The 16,261-nt window shown below is 43.4% G+C and carries 13 protein-coding genes; 11 read left to right on the top strand and 2 right to left on the bottom strand.

Annotation, left to right across the window (positions count from 1 at the left end):
- Nucleotides 1–4 precede the first annotated feature (4 nt).
- The 8 genes from cls to NSQ99_RS04265 all read left to right on the top strand — a co-directional run bounded on the left by cls (nucleotide 5) and on the right by NSQ99_RS04265 (nucleotide 11,236).
- Nucleotides 5–1,456, top strand: coding sequence for a cardiolipin synthase (cls, locus tag NSQ99_RS04230; RefSeq protein ID WP_251670641.1), 1,452 nt, complete (start codon nucleotides 5–7; stop codon nucleotides 1,454–1,456).
- Between the two features lie 163 nt (nucleotides 1,457–1,619).
- Complete coding sequence (locus NSQ99_RS04235) at nucleotides 1,620–2,012, top strand: Fur family transcriptional regulator (RefSeq protein ID WP_251670639.1); 393 nt, start codon at nucleotides 1,620–1,622, stop codon at nucleotides 2,010–2,012.
- Nucleotides 1,994–2,743, top strand: coding sequence for a response regulator transcription factor (locus NSQ99_RS04240; RefSeq protein WP_340835286.1), 750 nt, complete (start codon nucleotides 1,994–1,996; stop codon nucleotides 2,741–2,743). Before NSQ99_RS04235 ends, NSQ99_RS04240 begins: the two co-directional genes overlap by 19 nt.
- Before the next feature lie 830 nt (nucleotides 2,744–3,573).
- Complete coding sequence (locus tag NSQ99_RS04245; protein WP_340835287.1) at nucleotides 3,574–5,259, top strand: ABC transporter substrate-binding protein; 1,686 nt, start codon at nucleotides 3,574–3,576, stop codon at nucleotides 5,257–5,259.
- Nucleotides 5,260–5,388: 129 nt separating this feature from the next.
- Nucleotides 5,389–6,354, top strand: coding sequence for an ABC transporter permease (locus NSQ99_RS04250; protein WP_251670632.1), 966 nt, complete (start codon nucleotides 5,389–5,391; stop codon nucleotides 6,352–6,354).
- 32 nt (nucleotides 6,355–6,386) lie between these two features.
- A complete protein-coding gene (locus NSQ99_RS04255; protein ID WP_251670630.1) occupies nucleotides 6,387–7,307 on the top strand; it encodes a carbohydrate ABC transporter permease in 921 nt (306 codons plus the stop codon).
- A 33-nt stretch (nucleotides 7,308–7,340) separates the two neighbouring features.
- A complete protein-coding gene (locus NSQ99_RS04260; RefSeq protein ID WP_340835289.1) occupies nucleotides 7,341–8,948 on the top strand; it encodes an alpha-L-arabinofuranosidase C-terminal domain-containing protein in 1,608 nt (535 codons plus the stop codon).
- A 95-nt stretch (nucleotides 8,949–9,043) separates the two neighbouring features.
- Nucleotides 9,044–11,236 (top strand): hypothetical protein, encoded by a 2,193-nt coding sequence (locus tag NSQ99_RS04265; RefSeq protein WP_340835290.1) that lies wholly within the window; start codon nucleotides 9,044–9,046, stop codon nucleotides 11,234–11,236.
- A 213-nt stretch (nucleotides 11,237–11,449) separates the two neighbouring features.
- Here NSQ99_RS04265 and NSQ99_RS04270 read toward each other — a convergent pair whose 3' ends face one another.
- Entirely contained in the window at nucleotides 11,450–12,271 is an 822-nt protein-coding gene (locus NSQ99_RS04270) for a hypothetical protein (protein ID WP_340835292.1), read from the bottom strand.
- 15 nt (nucleotides 12,272–12,286) lie between these two features.
- Nucleotides 12,287–14,317 carry a M1 family metallopeptidase gene (locus tag NSQ99_RS04275; protein WP_340835293.1) on the bottom strand — a complete coding sequence of 677 codons (2,031 nt, stop codon included), beginning with the start codon at nucleotides 14,315–14,317 and terminating at the stop codon, nucleotides 12,287–12,289.
- A gap of 250 nt (nucleotides 14,318–14,567) precedes the next feature.
- Here NSQ99_RS04275 and NSQ99_RS04280 point away from each other — a divergent pair, with 250 nt between their 5' ends.
- From NSQ99_RS04280 to NSQ99_RS04290, 3 genes are all read left to right on the top strand, one after another.
- Nucleotides 14,568–15,092: a YwhD family protein gene (locus NSQ99_RS04280; protein ID WP_340835295.1), complete on the top strand. Its 525-nt coding sequence runs from the start codon at nucleotides 14,568–14,570 to the stop codon at nucleotides 15,090–15,092.
- Between the two features lie 124 nt (nucleotides 15,093–15,216).
- Entirely contained in the window at nucleotides 15,217–15,798 is a 582-nt protein-coding gene (locus NSQ99_RS04285; protein WP_340835296.1) for an RNA polymerase sigma factor, read from the top strand.
- Nucleotides 15,795–16,259, top strand: coding sequence for a hypothetical protein (locus NSQ99_RS04290; protein WP_340835299.1), 465 nt, complete (start codon nucleotides 15,795–15,797; stop codon nucleotides 16,257–16,259). The genes NSQ99_RS04285 and NSQ99_RS04290 overlap by 4 nt, the downstream gene beginning before the upstream one ends.
- The last annotated feature ends 2 nt before the right edge of the window (nucleotides 16,260–16,261 follow it).

Here is a 16,261-nt window from a genome sequence, read left to right on the forward strand (position 1 = left end):
GGGAATGCTTATATGGCAACAGATTTATTTAATCGTTATGATTCTTAATATATTTCTTGCTATAACCATTATTTTTCTTGAAAGGCGTAATATTAGCTCGACATGGGCTTGGATTATGGTATTATTTTTCATTCCGGTTGTTGGATTTGTACTTTATCTTATTCTCGGACAGAAATTCAAAAAACGTAAGCTGACAAAGCTTTTAGGCATTAACCCGAGCATGATCAATGATATGATTAAAGAGCAGCATCGGCGCATTAATTGTGGAGAAATTGATCTCGCCGGGTCCGAGGTGGAGGAATATACTGACCTAATTACAATGAATTTGTCGACAGCATTTTCATTGTTTACGACACATAATCAGGTCGATATCTATACGGATGGCCATGAGAAATTCGATGCATTAATAGAAGATATAAGTCGTGCGAAGCACCATATTCATCTCGTCTATTATATCGTTCGTGATGATGAGCTTGGTCGCAGATTGATGCGCGCACTAACGGCGAAGGCAAAAGAGGGAATCAAGGTTCATTTCCTGTATGATCACATTGGGAGCTCGAATTTGCCAAAAAAGTTTTTCAAGGAATTTCGTGAGGCAGGTGGGCTTGAGGCGGCATTTTTCCCTTCACGGATCCCATACCTTAACATAAAAATTAACTATCGTAATCATCGTAAGCTTGTTGTAATCGATGGAGAGATTGGTTATATCGGCGGGTTTAATATAGGCGATGAGTATTTGGGACTGAATAAGCATTTTGGTAAATGGAGAGATACGCATTTACGTATTCAAGGTGAAGCTGTTCTTCAGATGCAGGCACAGTTTATGATCGATTGGAACATTGCATCGAATTTAAGCCTTGCCTATCATTCCAAGTACTTTCCAGAACAGCCAATGGAATGCAGTGAGCCGATTGGCATTCAGGTTGTTGCGAGCGGACCTGACTCCGAATTTCAGGAGATTAAAAATTCTTACATTAAAATGATCTACTCAGCAAAGGAGACTGTTTTGCTGCAAACACCTTACTTCGTCCCTGATAGCAGCTTGCTAAACGCGCTAAGAACAGCCGCATTATCAGGCAAGGACGTTCATCTGATGCTGCCAAGTAAGCCTGACCACTTTTTTGTGTTTTGGGCAACACAATCATATCTTGGAGAATTACTGTCCTGTGGGGTAAAGGTTCATTTGTATAAAGCGGGCTTCCTACATGCGAAAACGTTAGTGGTTGATCGTAAAGTGGCATCTGTAGGTACAGCAAACCTTGATATCCGAAGCTTTAAGCTGAATTTCGAGATGAATGCGTTCATTTATAATAAAGAGGTAGCAGCTAGACTTGAGAGCATCTTCTACGAGGATGTGGAGGTTTCGCATCTGCTAACGCTAGAGGAATATGAGAATAGACCTTGGTTTAATCGATTCAAGGAGTCTATTTCCAGGCTGCTTAGTCCAATATTGTAACCTGTACGAAAACTGTCCCTTTTCATCTAATATAGAGAAAGAGGCAGTCTTTGTGCTATTTCCTGGGAAATGGTGTCGAAACGCTGAGGATTAGTTGTTGTAGATTGACTGGAGTTAATATTAGATTTATACTAAATCTAATATTGTGAAAGGCGGCATTGCTATGGCACAAAAAATTAATTTAACAGTACAGCGTCGAGCGATTCTTGAGGTTGTTCAGGAATCACATGACCATCCGACAGCAGCCGATATTATAGAACGTTTACGTGCGAAAGGCTTTAATTTTGCCTATGGTACAGTTTATAACTCGTTACGCTATTTGACGGAGGTACACCTTATTCAGGAGCTGAAGCTTGGCGAATCGGTTAGTCGATATGATGCTCGTACGGAGGAGCATCAGCATATTGTATGTACATCCTGTGGAAAGGTAGAAGAGGTGCTCGTTGACATTCCTCAGACATGGCTCGACCAGGTTGCTGAGCAAACCCGATACAGCATTCAGCATCCCCATATTGTAATGGAAGGGTTGTGTGAGCAATGCACGAACAAGCAATAGTTTCGGCGACAAGCTCAGGAGCAAAAAAACTTTGCAGCTTAACGAAGCGTGTTATGATCATAAGCCCTTATCCGGAACGCTTGGAGAGCTTGTACGTTTCTCTCTCAAGTGCTTGCTTTGATGTATTTTCATTGCATGAGTTCAACGAAGGCTTGCTATCCGCACTAAAGCCCGAGCTTATTGTGTATGACACACTGCCATTGGAAGACGAACATAGCGATTCAGAGCAGCAGCGTGAACAGACCCTGCTGCGCATTGCTAGAAGCTATCCAATCCCACTTGTTGCTTTGCGTGATGAGCGTGCCGGTGATCTTGCTAATGAAGAGCTAGATGGAGTGGAAACATTGCTATGGCCATCCGCAGTAGATGGAATAATCGAGCACATCAATGATCTTCTAGAGAACCAGCTGCGTCATGCACATTTCAACGATCTTCATATCTATAAGGATTTGAAGATTGATTTGAAGCGCATGATCGTCATGAGGGAAGATGAGCGTATTGATCTGACGAAAACCGAATATGATCTGCTGCTGCACTTCTTAAACTCTGACGGCTCCGTTCAAACTAGGGAAATGCTGCTCGAAATCATATGGGGACTTCAGTTCTATGCAGGCAGCAATGTAGTGGATGTACACATCAAAAGCCTGCGTAAGAAATTAGAGGATAGCGCAGTCGACCCAAAGTATATCGTTACAGTAAGAGGAGCAGGCTATCGACTAGCAGATCTGTAGCGTAAAGATAGACTCTTAATGCGTTACCTGATGGTAAATGGGTAATCGAATAATAAAGGTAAGATTGGATAAATAGAGGCTGTATCAAGGGATTAGACCCTTGATACAGCCTCTTTGTTATGAAGGATGGAATATGCCACGCGAAGTAAATGGTGCGGTGATAACGTCAAAGCGACACCCACACATCAACCCAGCGGAGTAAAAGGTGCGTAGATCACATCAAGGGACGGCTCCCACAACTGCCCTAGCGAAGTAAATGGAGAGTTAATTGCATCAAAGCAACCGCCCACAACCGCTCCAGCGGAGCAAATGGTGAGAGCTTAAAAGCGAAGCGGTTGCCTTTGCCCTCTGATTTCTACAATTTAATTATCCTTCTAGAAATCAGAGGGGAACAGCAATTGCAGCCTCACCATTTGTGGAGCGCTGAAATCTGGGAACAACAGCAATTGTAACCAAACCATGTTCGGAGCGCCGAACAACAGCAATTGTAACCAAACCATTTACGTAGCGCAGCACACATATAATGTCGAATCGGATACAATATAATATCGAATGTTGACGATTGATCTATTCATTGATTTTTCAATTCTCAAAATCTAAGAATAGATCAATTATCCAAGAGAATAGGTCATTGTTTTGGATAAATTGATAATTTATTATATCCTCATGAATCAATATGTAAGCGCTTTAAATTAAGTGAAATACTTTGAATTTCGCTAGGTACAAAAGAATGCTGCTGTAAGTTTACCCTACTCGAAGTTATAACCATGAGCTCTGATCCAAAGAGCAAAAGTTATAATAAATAAGTTAAAAGAAAGGGTGTCTCTAGCGTGAACAAACTAGCCAAATCTTTAAGTTTAGTATTGATTACGGCCATGATGATGTTTGTTTTTACAGCATGCAGTGACAACACAAAAAATGAAAGCAATTCTCCAAGCGTAACGCCTAGCAGTGAAAGTAATTCTACACCCGCACCACAAGCCAGTGAGGGAGATAATGATGGCAACTGGAAGCCTCAAACTGATCTCTCTAAAAAGGTTAAGTTCTCGTATGCCTCAGTACAGGGAATAGAAGGCTTCGATTATACGAAGGGAGATCCTTTAGCTCAGTATTATTCTGAAAAATTCAACTATGAAATGGATGTAGCCGCATTAAACTGGGATAACTGGAGTGAGCGTCTTCGTATCTGGATTAACTCGGGAGATATGCCTGATGTAGCTGTATATAACTACAATCATGCTGACGCTGCCTCCTTTGTTGAACAGGGTCTGATCAAAAGGTTTCCTGATGACTGGAAGACCCGTTGGCCTAACGTAGCAGCTGTTTTTGATAAAACATCGATTGGCCCTCAAATGGAACAGACCTTTGGCGGCACTTACTTTATACCGAGAGCACGATTTATGAACAATCTTCCTGGCGATCCTCTACCGAACCATCCATCCTTGTTCCTTCGTAAAGATTGGGCAGAAGCAGTAGGCTTCCCAATCAAAACTACCTATACGACATCTGAAGTTATGGAATTCGCTCAGCTCATTAAAGAACAAGACCCTGGAAATGCTGGGAACAAGCTTATTCCTATTGCTGAGAACACGACACATGCTGTAGATCTATTCGTTGCAAGAAACAGCACCCATTTTAACAAGTTCTACAAGGACACTGACGGAACCTACAAATGGGGTGGAGCATCAGAAGACACGCTTAAAGGTCTAAAACTATTCTCTGAAGCCTATCGTTCAGGATTAATGAGCCAAGATTTCTATACGGTTAAGAATGAAGAGCACGGCTCCTTCTTTAACGTGCAAGGCATTGCTGGTGCTACATTCTTCCAGGCTCCAACCTCTGCACTTCAGCAATTCTATGATGATTTTCAAGCAAATATAGGCACGGATCCATATGACAATATCCAGATGGCGACTGTTCTTGGTGATGATGGCAATTACCATCAATATGATCTGATCAACTACTGGGGTGCCATCATATTCAGCCCGAATATTAAGGATGAAGTATTCGAGCGCTATATGGATATTCTTGATTACAATGCAACATTAGAGGGAAATACCATTCTTAATATGGGAATAGAAAACGTTGACTGGGCGTATGAAAGTGATGGAACAACTGTGAAATCACTCTATGATCAAGCTAAGGAAGGCAAGCCGCTTGGCGGCGCTACGGGTAAGTATCCATCGATGGGTTATCTGCTAGGCAGCACCATACTTTTCGATGACTTTGCCTTCGACAACCCGAACACGACTAAGTCGTTAAGAGACTTATCCAAGCAGCTGTATACGGAGAGAACGCAAGTTGCTACGCCTGATTCATTCGCCAAAGTCGATTGGGAGCTATTCGCCTACGATTCTCCAAGCTTTAGAAGAGCTCAGATGGACTATTACACCGAATATGCTAATATCGTGACGCAATCGGGGGATATAGAAGAGAATTGGAGAAAATGGGTAGATTCTAAGATGTCCATTATCCAGCCGGTGCTTGATGAGCTTAATTCCACACTAGGGAACTAGCTGCTAAGCACGTCAGCTATAATGCCAATACTACGCCAACTGTAGCAAACATTACGTTTGCTGCAGTTGGCGAATGCTTGCTAATGCGTTTCTACCAATGAATTAAAATTTATTTCAGAGGGGCTAAATATGGAAAATACGCATGTAGTAAAGAATGATTCATCCTTGATTAGTCGCGTTCTGAAGTCGAAGGAAATTTATTTCCTCATACTTCCCGGTGTCATATGGTTTCTGATCTTTGCCTACGTTCCGATGTACGGCTTGTCACTAGCGTTCAAAACCTACAAAGCGAATCTTGGCATATTTGGTAGCCCATGGATTGGACTAGAGAATTTCACCTATGTATTTAGAGATCCTGCGTTTCTAGAATCTGTCTGGAGAACGCTATGGATTAATCTTGGGCGTATCCTTTTTCAGTTTCCTTTTCCTATTCTATTAGCTCTTCTATTGAATGAACTTCGTATGAATAGGTACAAGAAAGCAATTCAGACGGTCTATACCTTTCCCCACTTTTTGTCATGGATTATCGTTTCCAGCGTCCTTATAAACTCACTAGATATGCAGGGCCTGGTTAATGGGATCATCCGTTTATTAGGCGGAGATCCGGTAAACTTTCTTGGCAATACTCAAATCTTTAGGCCGCTGTTATATATCACCGATAACTGGAAATCAGCGGGTTGGACGATGATTATTTATTTGGCAGCGATTACAGGCATTGATACGGAGCAATATGAATCAGCACAGCTTGACGGTGCGACCCGTCTGCAAATCATGCGCTATATTACACTTCCAGGGATCCAAAGCACGATCGTTGTTATGCTGATTTTAACCGTAGGCAATCTAATGAACTCGGGCTTCGATCAGATCTTTAATATTAGCAATGCAGCTACAGCAAAGGCAGGCGAAATTTTGGATATGTATATTTATCGCATCACCTTCCAATCAGCCGCAGATTTTTCTTTCTCTAGTGCAGTCAGTTTATTTCGATCAGTTATAAACTTTGCACTTCTGCTGTTTGCAGACCGCGTGTGTAAGTGGTTAGGGGCAGAAGGACTCTTTCCATCTATGAAAAAGAAAGTGAAAGTACAGAGATAAAAGTGATCTACCGAGAGAAAGGAAAGTGAACAATGACAGAGATTAGGTCTGAGCAGACACAGGCGCATAAGCCGAGCAGCAGTAAATTGAACAATAGAATTGAGATGCTGGATGTATTGTTAGCGATTCTGCTTACAGGCTTTGCTGTCGCGATCATCCTGCCGTTTCTCAATGTGGTTGCCGTCTCATTCGTGACCCAACAGGAGTATTTGAAGTCTTCCATTCTGTTGTTTCCGAAGTCGTTTACGTTTGAAAACTACAAATCCTTGTTCGAGGACGGGCGGATATGGACTGGCTACCGTACAACGCTGCTGCTCCTTACGTTAGGCTTGCCACTCAATATGTTTTTAACGACGAGTATGGCTTATGGACTTAGCCGACCTTCGTTTCCCTTCAAGAGGTTTTTTATTTATTTTGTCGTGCTAACGATGCTGTTTTCTGGTGGAATCATCCCGATGTACTTACTCATGAAGGAATTATCACTAATCAATACAATCTGGTCGGTCGTGCTAGTTTATGGCATTAATTCGTTCTATCTCATCATTATGATGAATAATTTCACGACAATCCCGATTTCGTTAATGGAGTCTGCTAAGCTCGACGGGGCAGGAGAATGGCGTATTCTATTCAAAATTATTTTGCCTTTATCCTTACCCATTATCGCGACAATGACGCTATTCTATGCCGTTGACCGCTGGAATGAATGGTTTAATGCGATGATCTTTATTCGCAAGGGTGACCTCACTGTTTTGCAGCTGGCCTTAAGGTCAATCGTTATCGATTCTCAAATTAGTCAGCAATTAAATATATCGAATGTACAGACAGATAAACAATTCTCAGAAGGTCTAAAGATGGCAGCGGTTATCGTATCGATGCTGCCCATTATGTGCGTATTTCCATTGCTGCAGAAGCACTTTGTGAAAGGGATGCTTGTAGGAGCCATTAAAGCATAGGCGTACACATTAAAGTAAGAGGAGGATCAAAGAATGAAGAAAGCAAACGTTACCGTTCATCCCGAGTATCGGATCGGATCTGTTGATAAGCGTCTTTTTGGAGCGTTCCTAGAGCCTATCGGTAGCTGGGTGTATGGTGGAATCTATAACCCTAAGCACCCGACAGCTGACGAGATGGGTTTTCGCCGTGATATTATCGATGCTGTGAAGGAATTGGACCTTCCTGCATTGAGATTTCCAGGCGGCAACTGGGTCTCGGGCTGGGATTGGAAAAATTCGATCGGCCCGCTCGAGGAACGCAAGGCGCAGCTCGACCTAGCATGGTTTCAGATAGAACCTAATACAATAGGACATGACGAATATATGAAATGGGCGATGCAGGTTGAGACTGACCCCATGTATACGATCAATCTTGGAACAGAGGACATGAAGAGCGCAGCGCATCTTGTTGAATACTCACGCGTTGCAGGCGGTACATATTGGTCAGAGCTTCGCAAAAAGCACGGTCAGCTTGAACCTTATCCAATCCGTACATGGTATCTAGGCAACGAAATGGACGGACATTGGCAGATCGGTTCATGGGAGAAGGATCCTGTGGGGTTTGGCATACGTACGCATGAGATAGCTAAGCTCGTCAAGTGGATTGATAATGAGGCTGAAACGGTCTTCGCAGGAACGTCGGACCATCACCGTCATTTCCCTGAGTGGGAGATGGCTGCACTCGAGCAGTGCTATGAATCGGTTGATTATATTTCTCTGCATCATTACCATACAGCGCCAGAAGGGGATATCGCTAACTTTCTCAATATATCCTCAGTGTTCGAGGATTATATTCGGACGACAATTGCAGTTTGTGACTACCTGCAAACTAAGCTGAGAACGCCTAAGAAAATGTACATCTCCTTCGATGAGTACGGCGCGAATTTTGGCAAGCAGGGGGAGGTGCTCTTTGGACGTAGAGGGTGGCAGGATGTTACGAAAAGCTACTTTCAATTCGCACCAAGAGAGAATAGCTTTAAAAAGTTCGATCCAGAGGATTATAACGATCGAGATTTTGGTTCGAATCAAATGCTAAAAGCATTGGCAATGTCCTCTGTAATGATGACGTTTCTGCGTCATGCAGACCGAATAAAGATTGGATGCATGACAGGTGGAATCCGTGATGCACTATCCTTTAATGGCTCACATGTATGGAAGAATGCATCCTACTATCCTTATGCTCAAATGAACAAGCTGACTCGTGGCGGAATATCACTAATGCCTGCTGTTGACGGGCCGACTTTCAACACGGAGCAGTTTGCTTTAACTGGCTCTGTTCAGTGCCATGCCTACGAAAATGTGCAGGCTATTGAAGCAGCGGCAGTTATGCATGAGGAGAAGGAGGAGCTTTGTATCTTTATGATCAACCGTGCTATTGCTGATGACATCGAGGTAAATCTCGATCTTCGAGCCTTTGAGGGCTATGAGCTTGCTGAACACATCGAGATGTACACGAATGATTTGGAAGCTGGTAATTGTTATGATCATCCAGATGTTATCAAACCATCGCTTAATGCTGATACGCGTTTGGAGAATGGCAGGGTGAAGGCTATAGCTAAAAAGCTTTCATGGAATGTTATTCGCTTATCGAAAACACGTTAAATGTTACACAAATATTGGGCAATGATGGTAGTACACCACAAGCTAGTAAAAGTAACGTTGAATTTGAGATAACCATTCTAATAGGGGGTTATACGATGAAGCTAGTTAGCGGAGATTATGCCTTAATATTTGATCAAGGTGGCATGGAGGTTCAAAAAAAGGGCAAGCTTCTTTATTACAACAAGCGCCCGATGTTTGTTACTGTCAAGACGGCGTTTGCGATCAGCGAGTTTTATGATCAGGCTTACAGCCATATTACAACAGAAGGTAATCATATTTTGGCCGAAGGAATATTGACAGTACCTTCGGGGTCCTCATTTTCTTTTGCAGACCGTTATGAGACTGCTGGAGATGGCTTCAAAGTAAGCCGCAGCGTCAAGGTGCTGAAGGCGGGAGACGACCTCGGTTTCTCAAGTAAGGTTTCCTTCGTTATGGCGGAATCGGATGTTACGCGTGATTATAATTGTTTTGCTCCAGGCGTTTGGTATAAGCAGAATGAATTTGCTCCAGATTATGCGATGGGCAAAGACCTCGATTGTGAATATTATTGGCGCATGGAGACTAGCATGGCTTTGCCATTGTTCGCGATGCAGAATATTCAATCAGGCGAGACGGCTACTTTATCACGCTGGGCAGCAGACGTTACGATGCAATCCACAGATATTCTTCGGGCCGAGAATAATACAGACCCGCGGTGCACGATCGGAGCGCTCGGTATGAGCAAGCCAGAGAGTAAAACATTGAACTATATGTATTATGGCTTTGCGGTACGCAAGGAGTTAGAGACACAGATCGATGGCCTGTCTATCGATTATGTATATCCAGCCTGTGATGGGCAGATGCCTAGAAGAAATGCGATATACTCCGGTCTCGATTACCAGAAGCAATCTAAAACGTTCCAGCGTATCAATCATCCGGTAGAAGTAGGGTTTGAACAGCATTATTCCGTTGCTATTCAATTCAATCATTACAACAGCTTCCAATCGATGATGAAGGATACTTGGCGTACGGCCTATAGCAGGTTGCGAGACAAATTATTTGAGGTAGATAATGAGCAGCATTTTCATAACTGTATGAAGCTACTAACTCACTACACTCGAAAGTATGGAGACTCCTATGGGCTACCCTTTGCTTGCCAGCTGCCCGACATGGATATCTCATGTGTATCCTTTCAGTTCGGATTCGTTGGACAGCAGCCCGGCATCGGTTACCAGCTGCTGCGTTACGGTGACAAGGAAAATCAATCGGAGTCGTTCGAAAAAGGGGTTAACATCATAGACTTTTGGACTCGGGTAGCGATGACGGATTCCGGCCTTCCGCAGATGTGCTATAACCCTAATATTGAGGGATTTGAGCCATACCCACACTATATTCGGATGCTAGCAGACGGAATTGAGGCGATTCTGGACGCATACCTATACATGCGGAAGAAGGGGGATGAGCGAGCATCATGGCTAGATTTCTGCCGAAAAACCGCTGACTGGCTGACGAATATTCAGAACGAAGATGGAAGCTTCTACCGCGCTTATAATACTGACAATACGATTCGTATGGATTCGAAGTCTAACACTCCTAGTGTTATTCGTTTCTTAGTTCAGTTTTATCTAGTTACCGGCGAAGAGCGCTACAAGAATGCTGCGATTCGAGCAGGGGAATGGGCTTTCGTTCAAAATTACCTTAACTTAGAATACCGAGGCGGAACATGCGACAATGCGGATATTCAGGATAAGGAGGCCGGTATCTACGCGCTGTTCGGGTTTTTAGCGCTATACGATCTAACTGGTGAGGAGAAATGGCTCGAGGCGGCGATCGGTGCTGCCGATTATACAGAAACATGGACCTATGCTTGGACCTTCCCAGTCCGTACCCCTTGGCCGAAGCATCCATTCAATCAGTATTCGATCAGCGGTCAAAGTATTATTACGGTCGGTGGAGGAGCCGACGTGTATATGGCAGCCTGCTCGTACACGTATTATAGACTGTATATCATTACCGGGGATGAGCATTACCTTGACTTTGCTCAATTTATTCACAATAATACTCGCCAGTCCAATGATGTAGACGGAAGTGTCGGTTACATTATGCCTGGCATAGGACATGAAAGCGGTAATTTTACGAGCCAGACCCTTCAGAGCCATTATCACTGGCTACCATGGTGCACGTATGTAGAAGTCGATCCGTCCTCGAGGCTGTATGATACATTTGGTTGCTACGAGATTGAAGAAGCTCAGAAGCTTAGCCCGCAAGAAAGAGCCGAACTAAACCGTATTTACGCAGCCTTTGGATGATAAAGGGAAACCATTATAATGAACAGACTGAAAGTGCTCGAAAGCAACACTCTATGCTGTCGACATTCGAGCACTTTCAGTTTTTTTTGCATAAGTATTTGTAGAGTGAGACTACATAACCTGTAAATTAGAATATTGCGAGTTCGGCTTGGAATGCGGACAAAAAAATTAGGACTAATCATATAGATTAGTCCTAATTTTTTTCTGAATTCGTTATTGAGATAGATCATTGCCCATCGCGTTATATTGAGCGGAGATCGTCCACACCTTAAAGACTACTCGAACGAGCGGCAGCAATTGATACAAGACGAAGCTGATAAAGGTCACCCACACAATTGATAAGGTATGGATTGGCAAGCTAATAAGAAGGTAGCAGCAAGTCAAGGTGATACCGATGATTAGTACACGCGCGGTGTGCTTAATCGTACTTAACAGTGCCTGCACTGGTGAAAGCTTTGCTCCAATACCGAGTGTAATCATATACGATAAGAGACTGATCATTGCAGCCCATAATATAAAGCCAATCCATAGCCAGCCAGGCTGATCTAGTAAGGAGGTAAACGCGGCTTGTGGATCCTGTATGAATAGTAAGGGACGAAGTAAGTAGAGCAGTGGTGCGAGGATCGCAATGCTTTTTAGCCAGTACACAAGCATCATCGGTTTCCACGTTGCAGCTATTCCTTTACGAAAGGCAGTTCGTTCAGCACCTTGGCTCATTTCGAACAAACTGTAATACATGCCGCTTTGAATAATAGGTGTAATCATCATGCGAAGCAGCAGCAGTCCAGCTAAGCTCCATATATAAGGAACGATCATATCTGTTTTCATGAGATTAAACTCTGTTTCAATCCAAAACAGCTGCATGGCTTCTGAGCTGTTCGTTATTTTAGGATAACGAAGCAGGAGAGGGGAGACGATATGATCGATGATTCGGTATAGAACGAAACCCCAAATCGCCTGATAAATAAAGTATAGCAGTATAATATTGACATGACGTTTCGTCACACTCCAGCCTTGGTGTAGCCTTTGCGACATATTCATATTCCTCCTCTACCAGCTCAACAAACGCAGCAGTGAATCAAGCAGCGAGGTTGCTGTAATAGCTACAGCTTTTCGCTCTGGTTCAGGCAGCTCTGCACGCATAAAGTTGTTGTTAAGCTTCGTATCGAGTTTATTGCTTTGGTCTGGATCAAGCTTGATCCAGGATAACGGTACCTCAGATCGTTCTACGAAATGTAAATTCGCTTCATCACCGATCTCCCATTCTTTCCGCACGATTGCACCATTCTCATATACAAGTTCAATAGGCACAATTCGCTTTACTGCACTGTTTTGACTGAGCAAAATGGTGTATTCATAGATGTCCTTATTCATTTCTTGAAATTTACGCTTGTCTATTTTTGTTATGACGAGGTCATTCGTTTCATTAGCGTACACGTAAGAATCAAAATAGCTTTGCCACGATCGCTTCGTGACTTGCTCCAGCACTTCCTGAAACTGAGCGGTAGTAGGGTGCTTGAACTGATACGACTGGAAATAGCTGCGCATAACTTTGGTCATTAGCTCGCTCCCCAATAGCTGCTCTAAGTCAAGCAAGAGGAGCTTACCACGCAAATATACATTTTCAGCATAATGCGAATGATTGTCATATGACCAAGCATCAAGCTTTAAAGGTGCAGGCGCTGTAATATAGCTTGCTTCAATGCGGTGGTCTGATTTTACACCATATACGTACTCCATCACTTTTTCCTCTGTATATGAGGCAAAGGCTTCATCAAGCCACGCTTCTTCAAATTCATTATTAGCGATGATGCCATACCAGTACTGATGTGCAATCTCATGAATGACCGTGCGTTCCAGCTCATATCCAGGGTTTTCGTTGTCTGCTGCGAGAGCCGTTACGAGTGTAGGGTATTCCATACCACCTGCTCCAGAAGCACCTTTTGGCGGTACGACAATAGATAAGGTGCTGTATGGATATGTGCCGTAATTTTTACCGAAATACGAAAGTGCTGACTTGGCTGCATGGAGATAGCGCTCGGACAGCGCATCATGCTCCTTATCTACATAGAGCTTTAATTTAACTCCAGGTATTCCGGCACCGGAGTAGGATGCTTCATGTGTAATAAAGTCAGGCGATGCTGAAAAGGCGAAATCATGCACATCCTCGGCATAAAAGGAAACCATTTTTCTGCCTTGTCCAAGTTTTGTTACCTTCGTCTGCATGCCGGTACCTGCAACGACATAATGCTCAGGCACGTGAATTTTGACGCTATATACACCGAAATTACTGTAAAACTCTGAGTTACCATGGTACTGGTGAACATTCCAGCCTTCTCGCTTACCTGAGGAGTTTTCAGTCTCATACACCGCTACCTTCGGAAACCATTGTCCAGCCATAATGAATTCACCGGCATAGCCCATGCGAGCAAATACTTCAGGAAGCTTTACCTCGAATTTGAGTCGTAAGGTTACATCTTCTCCAGGTGCAACTGGTTCAAGTAATCGGAATGTAGCGACCGTATAGTCTTCATGATTACCGTCATCAGGCGATACAAATTTTAGACGGGGAAGCAGGCTTTCTCCTTCCATTGATTCGAGGCTTGTCAGGTTAATATAGCCTTCACTGTTCGCTGTAGCTTGGTCTGAACGAAGCTTTCCTCCAGATTCTTGCATAAAGGTCGTTTGGGGAGACTTAAATGCATTGGCGTACAAATGCAGATACAGATCCTGAACCTGCTGCTTACCAGGGTTACGCCATGTGATCACTTGATCTCCTTCTAGCACGTTTAGCTCCTCATTCAAGTTAACCTGAATGTGATAATTAACAATACGATCGCTTAGTGCTGGTTGTGGCGCGATATTGCCAACATCACTATTAATAGGCAGTGAAGTGAGAGGCTTGTTCTCTTTTGAATCATTCATGATTGCGCTTGAGGTCATTACATTCATTGCTGCAGGCGATCCTGCATACGTATAACCTGATTGCCATGCATGCTGAAATTGATACGGCCAAGTAGCAAACAAGAATACGACGATAAGTAAGCCAAGTAGTAGTAGTTTGTATGGCTTTTCAGACATCCTACGATTCCCTCCCGTTGACAAGCATCTATAGCATGTATATGTTGGCTTTTCCAATAATATTAGCTAAAATAGAATTATTGTATGAGATGAGGTCAAAAAGCTTGGCTTTGATGACGATGTAGTGTTTCATAGCATATTCGACGTCGATCATAGCATTCATTGGGAGCCAATCTTTTGAACGATTATAGTAACGAGGTCTCAAAGCTTTTATTGAAATAAAGACTTCTATTGGAAGGGTGTGAGCAAAGTGACAGAGGATACAAATCAATCCGCACAACCAGAGAAAAAGGAAAAAAGATCATTAACGCTCAACGTTGTGAGCAATAAGAAACATAGAGGTTTTGGTGCTGGTTCTATCGATCTTAGCGATGTAGCGTGTGTCATCATTGATGAAGGTGTCGCTTATTTAGATGTAGGAGCGATGCATGCTAAAAGCAAAATCGAACGTGGTATTAAATTTACTCCGAATAAAGAAGATACACCGAACGGTCGTCCATGCTGGGTTGTTTGGGTAGCTGTTGAACGATCAGAGGAAGGCGCCTATTATGCTGGTGCTACCTCCTGTGAGATGCTGATTGATAGTGAAGCAAGACGTGGATGGAAAATTCTTGCCGATCATGTGAATCGATTGGATGCTGCGATTAAGCGTCGCTATATGCTTGATAATATTGGACCTATCGAAAAAGCAGCACTCCGCAAGCTGCTAATGGAGCATAATCTGGAATGGTGGGAGCATTCCCCAGAGGAGCTAAAAACGTTACTCGCTGACTAATGTTAATCGTTAATCTTCTTGTGTGAAAAGAAGCTGTATCACGCAGCTGCTTAGAGCACGAGAAGATTTTTTTATTTTTTTACAAAATGCGCAGTGGTCACTGTGTTGAGATTCGTCTATTCATGTGGAGAGGAGGGAGAGCGAGATTACTGAGCAGGAATGGATCAACAAAATCTATACAGGTGGTGCTGCAGCCTATAAGGATTTTGTAAAAGCATATTACGAGCATGTATATCGAACAGCCTATGCGGTGCTCCATCATCATCAGGATGCAGAAGACGTAACACAGGAAGTGTTCGTTCAAATTTATCGCGCTCTCCCCGAATACCGTAATCAAGGGCTAAAGACTTGGATCACGCGCATAACGGTAAATCGCGCGATTGATATGCGTCGAAAGCTCGCACGGCAGAAGGTGACGGTCGCACAGGATGAGCAATGGATAGAAGAGCATGCACAGCAAGCGGATTCTACTACACTCTCTACGGAGCAAGCCATCATGCTGCAGGAGCGCAAGGTTTTCATTCAGGAAGAGCTGGACCGCATGCCGGAGCATTATAAGGATGTCATTCATTCGTTTTATATTGATGAGAAATCATATGAGGAAATAGCAAGTGAGCTTCAACTTGAGAAGAAATCAGTCGAATCAAGATTATACCGCGCGAGATTATGGCTAAAACGGCATTGGCGAAGGGAGGACTTTGAATGAAGGAAGAAAAACTGCATATTACAGATCTAGAAATGCAAGGGTATGTGCAAAACAAGCTGTCACAGGTGGATCGTCAGCGTGTGGAGCTCGAAATTCAGTTATGCGATGCTTGTCTTGAACGGTTTATTCATTGGACGAGTGTCGAGGTGCCACAATATCTCCCTTCGGCTGAACAGGCTGCCGAGCATATCATATTTGCCATTGAGGCTGAACAAAAACCGAAGAAACATAGATGGATTCAACGTCCGCTAGCTCAAGTTGCGGTCGCTGCATCTATAACCGTGCTACTAGTTGGTACTGGGGTTATAGGTGCCATCTCAAGCTCTATGGTTCAGCTGGAGCAAGGTATAGAGCAGCCACTTACTGAACAGTCGGATCAAAACCTCATACCGCAATCCGAGCGATGGCTTGATAAAGCGACTCAATGGCTACATCAAATACAGGAACGTAGATTTGAATAATT

It is taken from the genome of Paenibacillus sp. FSL W7-1287 (assembly GCF_038004245.1).
GTDB lineage: Bacteria > Bacillota > Bacilli > Paenibacillales > Paenibacillaceae > Pristimantibacillus > Pristimantibacillus camelliae.

Coding starts and splice junctions, on each gene's coding strand:
- NSQ99_RS04255 (WP_251670630.1), top strand. CDS start 6,387: ATGACAGAGATTAGGTCTGAGCAGACACAGGCGCATAAGCCGAGCAGC.
- NSQ99_RS04250 (WP_251670632.1), top strand. CDS start 5,389: ATGGAAAATACGCATGTAGTAAAGAATGATTCATCCTTGATTAGTCGC.
- NSQ99_RS04275 (WP_340835293.1), bottom strand. CDS start 14,317: ATGTCTGAAAAGCCATACAAACTACTACTACTTGGCTTACTTATCGTC.
- NSQ99_RS04260 (WP_340835289.1), top strand. CDS start 7,341: ATGAAGAAAGCAAACGTTACCGTTCATCCCGAGTATCGGATCGGATCT.
- NSQ99_RS04240 (WP_340835286.1), top strand. CDS start 1,994: ATGCACGAACAAGCAATAGTTTCGGCGACAAGCTCAGGAGCAAAAAAA.
- cls (WP_251670641.1), top strand. CDS start 5: ATGCTTATATGGCAACAGATTTATTTAATCGTTATGATTCTTAATATA.
- NSQ99_RS04235 (WP_251670639.1), top strand. CDS start 1,620: ATGGCACAAAAAATTAATTTAACAGTACAGCGTCGAGCGATTCTTGAG.
- NSQ99_RS04265 (WP_340835290.1), top strand. CDS start 9,044: ATGAAGCTAGTTAGCGGAGATTATGCCTTAATATTTGATCAAGGTGGC.
- NSQ99_RS04270 (WP_340835292.1), bottom strand. CDS start 12,271: ATGTCGCAAAGGCTACACCAAGGCTGGAGTGTGACGAAACGTCATGTC.
- NSQ99_RS04290 (WP_340835299.1), top strand. CDS start 15,795: ATGAAGGAAGAAAAACTGCATATTACAGATCTAGAAATGCAAGGGTAT.